The organism is Dapis hubbardiae BLCC-M172 (assembly GCF_050016015.1).
GTDB lineage: Bacteria > Cyanobacteriota > Cyanobacteriia > Cyanobacteriales > Microcoleaceae > Trichodesmium.
In genome coordinates this window covers 41564-52003 of sequence record NZ_JBNHEQ010000192.1, presented here as the reverse complement: position 1 = coordinate 52003, position 10440 = coordinate 41564, and the positions used below count along the sequence as shown (strand labels likewise).

The following is a 10440-nucleotide window of genomic DNA, read 5'->3' as shown; positions in this document are numbered from 1 at the left end:
TCCTTATTATTGGGCAGGGTTTACTATGGTTGGTAGTCCTTGGTAAATAATAATTACAGCAGTTTTCATTTGAGTAGACCACAGTAGGGACGTTCCATGGAACGTCCCTACAGGGTTTTGGTTGTGACGATGTGGTTTATCCATCTGAAAAGCGCTGTAATAATGGATAATTGATAATTAGGGTTTGCTCAAAAAAGCATAGTGTGGGGAGTGTAGGAGGTGTGAGGATACAGAGAAAGTAGAAGGAATAATTTTTCCTTGATTTTTCTGTACCTATCTGCCTTTTCTCCTAACTTTTTGAGGGTTTTCAACTGAAAAACAGGCAGTTTATTTCGACCATAAAAAGCCTCAAACCTTTATCTGTCATGCTTACAGATTTAATCAGCAAGCCCTACTTAAAATGGCTACGATACCATTCTCCTAATATTTTTGGAGAAACTCCAAGTAAGTAACCAATAATTACTATTTGATTAATTAGAGTAGTTTTAAATATTCCTAATTTTTGCCACCGACGGCCAGAAGTTAATACTGGTTTTGATACAATTCCAATTTTTCCTCTTTTCCTTAACTTTCGGATCAATTCAACATCTTCCATAATTGGTATTTCTGGAAAACCACCAATTTCTTCAAATATTTTAGCTGGGACAAAAATTCCTTGGTCTCCATAAGGAATTTGCAAATAACGCGATCGCCAATTTACCATTTTCTCAACTATTCGTAAATTTCTTTTTGTTCCTCTAATACTTAATTCAAATGCACCTGCAATAATGTTCGGTTTGGCTAGAATTTCTCTTAATAATTGGTCAAATTTTAATGGTAAAAATGTATCTCCATGTAAAAATAAAAGAATATTTCCTGTCGCTGCTTTAGCTCCAAAATTCATTTGGATGCTACGACCAGGAAGAGAATAAATAAGTTTAATATCTAAAGATTTAACAACTTGAATTGTACCATCATTACTGCCACCGTCAACTACTATTATTTCTACATCTTTTCCTATTTGAGCTGTGGAAATAGTTTGTGCAATTGTACTAACTTCATTTAACACGGGAATAATAATTGAAATACTGCTCATCAATTTTTTTGATAATGGATGGAGGACTTATAATGTTTACCATTGAATAGGAGAAAATTTAAAAGCAGATGAAAATTAGATATGTATTAATTAATTTAACTAGCTATCAGCTATCAGCTTTTCCTTACGGAATGCTACGCAAACAGCTTTCAGCTAAAAATCCGAGGGTATAAGTCCCCCACTATATTTTTTTAAAATTAGTGGTATGTGTTAATGGGGGTCGCACACCCCCATTATACACGCCAGGAAAGCTGTTTCGCTACGCGACATGAAAAGCGCTAGCTCCTCCGCAGGTGGCTAGCTGAACGCTGACTGCTGACTGCTACTTCAAAATTGTAATTTTTCCAAATCTTCTGGACGGTCAATATCAGAAAGTTTTGGTAAATAGTCAATAGCTAAATTAATCTTGCGAGCGATCGCTACAGTTTGTGACAAAACCACAGAAGTTCCCCAATTAATTCCTTGAAATAATTCTGGGATGATTTTTTTAATACCAATTAGATAATAACCTCCATCTGTTGCCGGACCAATTATCACATCAGATTGAGTTAGTTTACCAAAAGCTTGTAACATAATTTCAGGAGTTAAACTAGGGCAATCTATACCAATAATTACTACATATTTCATCCCCCGATTAAAAGCAGATTCAAATGCTCTAGTTATACGTTCACCTAAATCTCCTGTACCTTGTTCTTGATATTTTAAATCAGACCCTAACCAGTTTTTCATTAATTGCAAATTTCCACCAGCAAATCTAATTTCAATAGATAATGACATCCTATTCAATAATTTCTTAGCTTTTATTAAAGTTGTTTCAGTCATTTTCCTTTGCAGATTTGCTGCACCTTCTTCCCCCAAAGCAGGTATTAATCGTGTTTTTGTTTTTCCTGGTTCTGGATAGCGACTAAAAATAATTAGCTGTTCATTATTCATTATGATATAGTGTATACTATGCTTTAGTCTAATATATAGCAATTCTATTTTATTCCTGGCAAAAATTTACTGATTTTTAGGGAACAGTGAACAGGGAACAGGGAACAGGGAACAGGCAGAACTTTCAAGTTTTTTATCTACTTTTTGATTACCCGCGACCTATTTAGGATTGCTATACTAATTTAGGTTCTTAAAAGAAAATATTAATTAGATAGTTTTCTTCGAGATAAAGTCTTAAAAAATGCAAATAATTTGATTAAATCATAATATTTAGTATACTGAATAATTGTAATTAATAATAAACAACTATCAAACAACTTTGGGAAACAAAAGTAAATATGACAGTAACCATGACCAATAATCAAGATAAATTAATTAAAATTGCCGTTATCGGAGATGTTCACGGTCAGTGGGAATTAGAAGACGAAATAGCCCTCAAGCATCTGGGAGTTGATTTGGTACTATTTGTGGGAGACTTTGGTAATGAAGCAGTAGAGGTAGTTCAAGCGATCGCCACTCTTGATATACCTAAAGCAGCAGTTTTTGGTAATCACGATGCCTGGTATACAGCTACAGAATGGGGCAGAAAGAAATGTCCTTATGACAGAACTCAAGAAGATAGAGTCCAGCAACAAATAGACTTACTTGGGGAAGCTCATGTAGGTTATCGTAATCTGGACTTCCCAGAGTTGGCCTTGACAGTAGTAGGGACTCGCCCTTTTAGTTGGGGCGGTCCAGAATGGAAATATGGCGATTTTTATCTAGAACGATTTGGGGTCAATAATTTTGAGGAATCTACTGATTTAATGGTGCAAGCTGTAGAGAATGCGAAATATAAAAATGTGATTTTTCTTGGCCATAATGGACCAAGGGGTTTAGGAGATGCTCCTGAAGACCCAGTGGGGCGAGACTGGAAACCTATAGGCGGAGATTTTGGCGATCCAGACTTTACCAATGCAATAATACAATCTCGTAAGTTGGGTAAGAAAATTTCTCTAGTTACTTTTGGCCACATGCACCATAACTTGCGACATACTAAAGAGCAGTTGCGTAAATGTATTGATGTGGATAGTGAAGGGACTTTATATTTTAATGCAGCAAGAGTGCCACGCATTATTGAAACCGAAGACCAGAAAAAACGCCATTTCCCCATTGTTTCAATGAAAGGAGGTTTTGTTTCTCAAGTTGCTTTAGTTTGGGTGGACCAAAATTTGCAGATAATTTCTGAAGAATTTTTATATTGCCAAGAAAAACTTGTTTTTGAGTCTGCATAGGTGCTATAATAAATAATTGTCAAAACATTACAAGTGTCTTAGCTTGTTTGGTCAAAACTCCAAAATAACTTTTGAATTTTGACTTTTGACTTGATTTAGGAGAGGTGGCAGAGTGGTCGAATGCGCTCGACTTGAAATCGAGTGAGGTGAAAGTCTCCGTGGGTTCGAATCCCACCCTCTCCGTTAACTAGCAGTGGTTTTATCCAGTTAACAGCTATTAAAATCCAGCATAGAGGATTAAGTTTTTAAAGCTGTTTGACTATTGTTTGAGCATAAAACTCTGTCATAAACCCTAAAGTACCCTCATAACTCACGAACCAAAAACTGCCTAAAGCTGAGTCTACTCCCCTAGCGATCGCTAACCTGGCAAAACCTAATTCTGCGTTACCGAAAAATCAAGGTATAAAGTCTTCTATTTCCAGAGAAAAAGCGGTCATTTAGCTAGCGCACAACTATCCAAAGTTCTGAGCCGATAAAATCTAACTTTTGAATTTTGACTTTTAACTTCTGACTTAAGCTATACAGCCTTCATCAGCAGACCCAATAGATATGTGAAAAAGAAGGGACATTCCATGGAACGTCCCTACAAGACTTTGAGAAACGAAATATTTAATTTCTGAAGATGTCTAATACTAACCATGAGGAGAAGCCCAGATTAGATTAACTTTTCTAAAGTTGAAGACCTATTTTGATAATAAAATGCACCTACACTCGTAAAATATGACCTTAATATCTTCTAAAGATTTTTGAACTCCAATTTCAGAGGAAAGAATTTAAGTATGCCACAAGCAACAGATTCAGGATTCGTTCAACCATATAACGGAGATCCTTTCGTAGGTCATTTGTCCACTCCAATTAGTGATTCTGACTTTACCAGAACATTCATTGGTAATTTGCCTATCTACCGTCAAGGTCTATCTCCAATTCTACGCGGTTTAGAAGTAGGTATGGCCCATGGTTATTTTATCTTTGGTCCAATGGCAAAACTTGGTCCATTACGGGATGCAGCAGTAGCTAACATCGGCGGATTAATTTCTACGATCGCTCTAGTCCTAATTGCTACTATTTGCCTATCTTCTTATGGCATAGTTTCCTTCCAAGGAGAAAGTCCTGAAGGTGCAGATCCATTAAAGACTTCTGAAGGTTGGAGTCAGTTTACTGGTGGTTTCTTTATTGGTGGTATGGGTGGTGCCGTTGTGGCTTTCTTCCTCATAGAAAACTTTCAAATTGTAGACTCTATTTTACGAGGTTTATTTAATAGCTAAATACCTCATATCAGTTAAGAGTTAGTAGTGACACTTTCCGTTCCGGAATGCTCCGCAAACGCGAAGTGTTAGTACATCAGTTAATAGTGACCGCTAAAACTAGAGACTTGAAATACTGAAGTTGTTTTTTTCATCCCCTATTCAAGGGCTAGACCTGATTTTTGGGTCAAAATTTTTGGTTAAATTAGGCGATCGCCTACTTTTAAATTATGTAATTTAAGGAGAATTTGAAATGATTGGTGATTATGCAGCATCTTACTTACCGTTGATTTTAGTTCCTGTAGTTGGTTTGTTAATGCCAATTGTAGTTATGGGTTTATTGTTCATCTACATTGAGAGCGAAGCTTAGTTCAGTTATCAGTTATCAGTTATCAGTTAACAGTATATCCGACTGAAGCTAGAGACTTTAAATACTGAAGTTGATTTTTTTCATCCCCTATCCAAGGGGAAATTTGAGACCTTATTCTTTGGCGTTGCTGAATTAAGGGATGAATATAAGTGGGATGGGCAGGATGCCCGTCCGAAAATATAAGGAACGGGCATCCTGCCCATTCCACAAAACTATTAAAATCATCCTCCATTTATGCAATGCCTATTTTTTGCTCAATAAGTTGATTCACAAAGTGGCGTATTAATATCTACCTAATTTGACAATTCAGGAGATAAAAACGCCACTTTTTATTGTTTTTAGGGGGGTTGTTATCTGAATTCATTTTTTACCGAATAATTAAGGTTTAAAGCCAACTATATCAAGAGAAACAATGAATTTATTTTCCTTTTATTCAATCCTATCCGTTTTTAGGGAGAGGTAATTATCAATTATCCATTATCCATTATCCATTATTGAACTTCCACAGGTGCTGTTTCATACCGCCGATTAAATCCACCAGATTCAATTCCAGATGTCACTCTAATATCCTGCCCTGTCAGATGCTTTCCTACAGGAGAAGCTGCCAGAACGATCCATTCGGCTACCTCCTCTGGGTCAAGAAATCTGCCAAACATGGTACTCTGTATACTTGATTGTGAACGCTCGTATTCTTTTCTAGACAAGCCCTGTGCTGATGCTCGCTTCTGGTGAACTGGTGTCCAGGTGTGCCCTGGAGAAACTGACACAGCCCAACCCCCGAACTCAGACATTTCAATCGCGCAAGATAATGTAAATCCTTTCTGTGCCGCCTTGATAGTCGTGTATGCTACTGCTTTAGGCTCACCAATATGTCCAGCAACTGAGGAAACGTTAACTATGCTGCCTGAACGACTTCGTTCACAAATTCGCCAGCTTTCTTGAACTAAGGTTGCTGGCCCTCTTAATCCCACCCGATAATGTTCGTCTAGAGGCTCTAAGGTAGACCATTCCACAAGTTGCTCAAAGTAGAATACTGCTGCATTGTTCACGATCGAATCAATTCCAGTATGTACTTCAACGATCGAGCGGACAAATTCTCTAATATTATCCTCATCTCGGAGATCAAGGTATTGAAAATATATCCTCCCTTCGTACTCTCCAGCTAGACTTTTAACTACTTGCTCTCCACAATTTTGATCGCAGTCCCCAAGGATGACTACACAGCCTTCGCGAAGAAAGCATTCGGCTGCTGCCGAACCGATCGCTCCAGCACCTCCAGTAATCACAACAACTTTGTCTGTCAATCCTAAGTCCATGTAATTAGTTACCTCATACAAATAATTTAATCTTAATCTGAAAATAAAACCTTAAAAATATATTTGAAAAAAAATGACCCCAACTTGTGAGGCCACTGAGACATAATCCCAATTTCAAAAAGATACTGTGGGCAAAAGTAATCATTTTGTAACTTGTAGTGATACAAGAAAGAGTTAATTAACTAAAAAATATTCCGATACAAGACTTACGCCAAAATTATTAGGTAATACCCTGAGAATTCAACTGCTTTTTCAGCTCTTGAATGTAGAAGTGGGGCTTATAGCGGTTTTCACAAAGGTAGACTACAAAACTTCTTCCTTTAAACCCAAATCTCTGTACTCTATTAATGAAAACTGCTTTAATTTCTTAAAAATACGATGGGAAGGAAAGACTGATACTCAAATTCAAGATGACACCCGCAGAATTATTAGTGGGAAAATAAAATAAATGTCAACATAAAGCAATACAATAGTTGAGTCAGCACTATTACTCGTAGGTAAATCGTGAAAATATTCGTCTATCATACTCCTGAAGAAACTCCCACGGAAAATATGCCAGACTGCGCGATCGCAGTTGATGTCCTCAGAGCGACAACAACAATGGCCACTGCTATCCATACAGGTGCAGAAGCAGTACAAGTATTTAGTGATGTTCAAGAATTAATGGCAGTCAGCGAAAAATGGCCTGCTGAGAAACGCATTCGTGTTGGGGAACGAGGTGGTAAAAAAGTGGAAGGTTGTGACGAAGGCAACTCACCCTTAAATTTTACATCAGAAGCAGTTAAAGGCAAACGCTTATTTATGACTACTACTAATGGTACCCGTTGTCTTAAGCGGATTCAAAATGCTAAAGTTGTTCTAGCTGCAGCTCTTGTTAACCGTCGCTCAGTAGTTGAATATCTCAAGGAAAATCAACCAGAAACAATTTGGATATTGGGTTCCGGTTGGGAGGGTAGTTATTCTCTAGAAGATACAGTTTGTGCCGGGGCGATCGCTCACAGTCTACTTACGGAAACTAATTCTCCCCTGGATGAAACTGTAGGTAATGATGAAGTATTCGGAGCTATGTCTCTCTATCTTCAGTGGCAGGAAAAATTGTATGAATTAATGAACCATGCTAGTCATGGCAAACGTCTCCAACGCCTAGAATGTTATGAAGACCTGAAATATTGTTCTGAAACTGACATTTTAGATGTTTTACCTATGCAGACAGAACCAGGAGTTTTGTCTTAGTTGAAGCATTCAAAAAGCAATTAGCAATCAGCAGTCAGCAGTCAGCAGTAAACGTTTAGAAGGGGACTTTTACCCCTCCTAAACCATCCTGCGTCATAGTTGCAGGAGATTTACAGCGCTTTTCAGATTGATGAACCACATCTTCATAATCAAAACCTTGTAGGGACGTTCCATGGAACGTCCCTACTCTGGTCTACTGAAATGAAAACCGCTGTGATTCGGTATAAAAAAATGTTCCATCTGAGTGCTATTGCTAAATCTTTATCTAGTAAGGGCGTTTTGCTATCGCACAACTCCGTTTTGCTAGCGCAAAGCTCCGCTAACGGCTAAGAGCCGACATGAAAAACGCTGCGCGACATATAAAGCGGATCTTTACGTTAGTAAATGCCATTTCCTAAGGTCATGCTCCGCAAACGCCCCTACAGATGGTGTGTAATTTCAATTTTTGCGTAAGTCCTGATAATATTAAATTAGCTTGATTCGGTATAAAAAAATGTTCCATCTGAGTGCCATTGCCAAATCTTCCCACACTTCCCACACTTCCCACACTTCCCACCTCCCCAAATTTATCCGCAACTTAACCGGAAGTTAGGGAAGATAATTTGTAGCTAACTTCAGAGATAAGGATATTGAAACTATTCAAGTTTCTATCCTGCTCAAATTTTCATATAGGAGTTAGTTGTGTTATGGGAAATAGAACTGAAACTATTAGCGATATTATTGATAAGCGTCGCCCCTTGGTTGAGAAAATTGAACGTACAGAAACAAATCTGAGGGAACTCATCCCTGCATTACAAACTCTCGAATCTCAACGTAATCAATTAATTACCCAAATAGAAGATCAAAAAATCCGAGGTAGACTTGCGGAAATTGATTTTCTATCGCTGTACTTGAAAATAGCGACAGAATTAGAAGCATTGGCAAAATTGAAGGTGCGTTTTTCCCGCGATACCTTAAATATTGGGGTGGTAGGCCGCGCTCGACAAGGAAAAAGTCGCCTTTTACAAAGCTTGACTGGGTTGACAACTACGGAAATTCCCGATGGCGATCGCCAACATTGTACAGGTGTTCGTAGCACTATTCATCATAACCCTAACGTTGCAACTTATGGCGAGGTTTATTTTCATTCCGAGCGCTCGTTTTTAGAAGAAATTATCGCGCCCTATTATGAAAAGCTACATTTGGGAGCGAAACCTAATAGTTTGGTGGAGTTTGCTTCTAAACCTTTGCCACCATTGTCAGAAAATTTACCTGGATATGCGGAACCAGGTGCAATGTATGAACATTTGACTCGATATCACAATAATATTGATAAATATGTGGGGTTATTAAATTCTCCACCGAAGCGTATTTCTAGTAATGAAATTCGGGAATATGTTGCTCAAGATACTGCTGATGGTCAGCGCATATTTTTTAATTATTTGGCAGTTAAAGAAGTGAAAATTACTTGCCCTTTTCCTAATACTGAAGTTGGGCAAATTGCATTAGTTGATATGCCAGGATTAGGTGATACTGGTGTTGGGGATGAAGCTAGATTAATTCAGACATTAAGTCAAGATATTGATGCTGTTTTATTTGTGAGAATGCCTAGCGCTAAAGGTGATTATTGGGCAGATGTTGATGTACGACTTTATGACACAGCTAGGGCAGCAATTGTAGATTTGCCTTTGGATTTATGGTCGTTTATGATTCTCAATCAAACTAATGCTAATTCTGCTAATGGTGATAATTTTAATAATTGTCAAGATTTGGCTGGAGACCTGAGCAAAAAACATCTGAATTTAGTAGATTGTATAATTGCTAATTGTGCCGATGTGGAGGCAGCTAATGTAAAAATATTAGATACTGTTTTAAATTATTTGGCAAGTAAAATTCAGAGTTTAGACCGACAATATGCTGCTTCTTGTCAAGAGCGAATTATTGAATTACAAAAAACTGTACAGATAGAAATAGAAAAGGCGCGTCAGGCTTTAGTTACTCCTACTGCTCATCAAAATGAAATGGGAATTTTTCTACCTTTATATAATCAGTTGATGAGTAATTTATCAGTTGGTTTGATGGAATTGCTGGAGAATTTTAAACAACAACGTTATTTAGTAGACGAAGACTTTTTTCAACCACAAGTAGAGGCAGCAATTCAAGCTTGTAAAGAAAATGCAGGAATTCCTAATCTACAAGAAATTAAAGTTAGGCATAGAGAAAAGGGTTCTTGGGAAATTGTTTATGCCGAGTATTTGCATAAAATTAGGACTCATCTAACTCGACATTTTAATTCTTTAGATAATGGTTTAAAACAATTGATTGATGATGCTAAATCTCAGGTCAGCCAAATATTAACAGCACCAGGAAACTTGCCCGGTTTAACAACTTCTAGAGGACCTGAGTATCTGAAAATTATTGGTGAGAAAAAAGTGTCTGATGCACAAATTAATTTACGCCGTGCTTTCCAAAATTTATGGAAATTTGAAATGTCTTATGAAGTGAATTTTCATTATCGGATTAGGCAACATTTAGATGACTTAACTCCCGATGATACTTCCCTCCGATTATCTGCTAAACCTACTGCCGAAGAAGTGCTAGAAAATTTAGAACAATTACATCAAGAAACTGTTTATCAATGTCAAGAAGCTTTAGCAGATTTATCATCAGAACCAAAATTAGCTGTGTTTGCTGCCGTAGAAGAATTTATCGATCAAGTATTACGAGGAGAAGAAGTAAAAAATGAATGGCCTGTATTTTTATATGAGGTACGATCGCAAGTTTGGCCTACATATTTTAAACCAATGGGAGAGGGTTCAGATGCACTGAAAGAATGGGAAAAATTAGTAGAAATAATTGCTCAAGCTAATCAATTAGAGTTACTCCAATTTATTAACAGGACTTACGCAAAAAATGAAATTACACACCATCTGTAGGGGCGTTTGCGGAGCATGACCTTAGGAAATGCCATTTGCTAACGCAAAGCTTTGCGCCAGCAAAACGGAGTTGTGCGATA

The 10440-nt window shown here is 37.5% G+C and carries 8 protein-coding genes, 1 tRNA gene and 1 pseudogene; 6 read left to right on the top strand and 4 right to left on the bottom strand.

Annotation, left to right across the window (positions count from 1 at the left end; genetic code table 11):
* Nucleotides 1-391: 391 nt before the first annotated feature.
* Together ACP6PK_RS17540 and ACP6PK_RS17535 are read right to left on the bottom strand one after the other, a co-directional pair.
* Entirely contained in the window at nucleotides 392-1075 is a 684-nt protein-coding gene (locus ACP6PK_RS17540) for a TIGR04283 family arsenosugar biosynthesis glycosyltransferase (RefSeq protein ID WP_426561248.1), read from the bottom strand.
* Between the two features lie 327 nt (nucleotides 1076-1402).
* A complete protein-coding gene (locus ACP6PK_RS17535) occupies nucleotides 1403-2008 on the bottom strand; it encodes a TIGR04282 family arsenosugar biosynthesis glycosyltransferase (RefSeq protein ID WP_426561246.1) in 606 nt (201 codons plus the stop codon).
* A 350-nt stretch (nucleotides 2009-2358) separates the two neighbouring features.
* Here ACP6PK_RS17535 and ACP6PK_RS17530 point away from each other — a divergent pair, with 350 nt between their 5' ends.
* Together ACP6PK_RS17530 and ACP6PK_RS17525 are read left to right on the top strand one after the other, a co-directional pair.
* Complete coding sequence (locus ACP6PK_RS17530) at nucleotides 2359-3282, top strand: TIGR04168 family protein (RefSeq protein WP_426561257.1); 924 nt, start codon at nucleotides 2359-2361, stop codon at nucleotides 3280-3282.
* A 98-nt stretch (nucleotides 3283-3380) separates the two neighbouring features.
* Nucleotides 3381-3465: transfer RNA gene (locus ACP6PK_RS17525), tRNA-Ser, on the top strand.
* Nucleotides 3466-3527: 62 nt separating this feature from the next.
* On the opposite strand, the pseudogene ACP6PK_RS17520 reads toward ACP6PK_RS17525, so the two are convergent.
* Nucleotides 3528-3659, bottom strand: a pseudogene (locus ACP6PK_RS17520) (CHAT domain-containing protein); the annotation flags it as partial.
* 402 nt (nucleotides 3660-4061) lie between these two features.
* Here ACP6PK_RS17520 and ACP6PK_RS17515 point away from each other — a divergent pair.
* Nucleotides 4062-4547, top strand: a complete 486-nt coding sequence (locus tag ACP6PK_RS17515) for a photosystem I reaction center protein subunit XI (RefSeq protein WP_094677040.1) — start codon at nucleotides 4062-4064, stop codon at nucleotides 4545-4547.
* Nucleotides 4548-4779: 232 nt separating this feature from the next.
* On the top strand, nucleotides 4780-4896 hold the full coding sequence (locus tag ACP6PK_RS17510; RefSeq protein WP_094677038.1) for a photosystem I reaction center subunit VIII: 117 nt from the start codon (nucleotides 4780-4782) through the stop codon (nucleotides 4894-4896).
* A gap of 491 nt (nucleotides 4897-5387) precedes the next feature.
* Here ACP6PK_RS17510 and ACP6PK_RS17505 read toward each other — a convergent pair whose 3' ends face one another.
* Nucleotides 5388-6212 (bottom strand): SDR family NAD(P)-dependent oxidoreductase, encoded by an 825-nt coding sequence (locus tag ACP6PK_RS17505; RefSeq protein WP_094677034.1) that lies wholly within the window; start codon nucleotides 6210-6212, stop codon nucleotides 5388-5390.
* A 504-nt stretch (nucleotides 6213-6716) separates the two neighbouring features.
* Here ACP6PK_RS17505 and ACP6PK_RS17500 point away from each other — a divergent pair.
* Both ACP6PK_RS17500 and ACP6PK_RS17495 read left to right on the top strand, forming a co-directional pair.
* Nucleotides 6717-7445 carry a 2-phosphosulfolactate phosphatase family protein gene (locus tag ACP6PK_RS17500; protein ID WP_094677032.1) on the top strand — a complete coding sequence of 243 codons (729 nt, stop codon included), beginning with the start codon at nucleotides 6717-6719 and terminating at the stop codon, nucleotides 7443-7445.
* Nucleotides 7446-8131: 686 nt separating this feature from the next.
* The gene (locus tag ACP6PK_RS17495) at nucleotides 8132-10360 is read left to right on the top strand and encodes a hypothetical protein (RefSeq protein WP_426561243.1); all 2229 of its coding nucleotides are present in this window, start codon (nucleotides 8132-8134) and stop codon (nucleotides 10358-10360) included.
* The last annotated feature ends 80 nt before the right edge of the window (nucleotides 10361-10440 follow it).

Excerpts from the sequence above, each read along its gene's own strand:
- ACP6PK_RS17540 (WP_426561248.1), bottom strand. The coding sequence starts at position 1,075 with ATGAGCAGTATTTCAATTATTATTCCCGTGTTAAATGAAGTTAGTACA.
- ACP6PK_RS17535 (WP_426561246.1), bottom strand. The coding sequence starts at position 2,008 with ATGAATAATGAACAGCTAATTATTTTTAGTCGCTATCCAGAACCAGGA.
- ACP6PK_RS17530 (WP_426561257.1), top strand. The coding sequence starts at position 2,359 with ATGACCAATAATCAAGATAAATTAATTAAAATTGCCGTTATCGGAGAT.
- ACP6PK_RS17515 (WP_094677040.1), top strand. The coding sequence starts at position 4,062 with ATGCCACAAGCAACAGATTCAGGATTCGTTCAACCATATAACGGAGAT.
- ACP6PK_RS17510 (WP_094677038.1), top strand. The coding sequence starts at position 4,780 with ATGATTGGTGATTATGCAGCATCTTACTTACCGTTGATTTTAGTTCCT.
- ACP6PK_RS17505 (WP_094677034.1), bottom strand. The coding sequence starts at position 6,212 with ATGGACTTAGGATTGACAGACAAAGTTGTTGTGATTACTGGAGGTGCT.
- ACP6PK_RS17495 (WP_426561243.1), top strand. The coding sequence starts at position 8,132 with ATGGGAAATAGAACTGAAACTATTAGCGATATTATTGATAAGCGTCGC.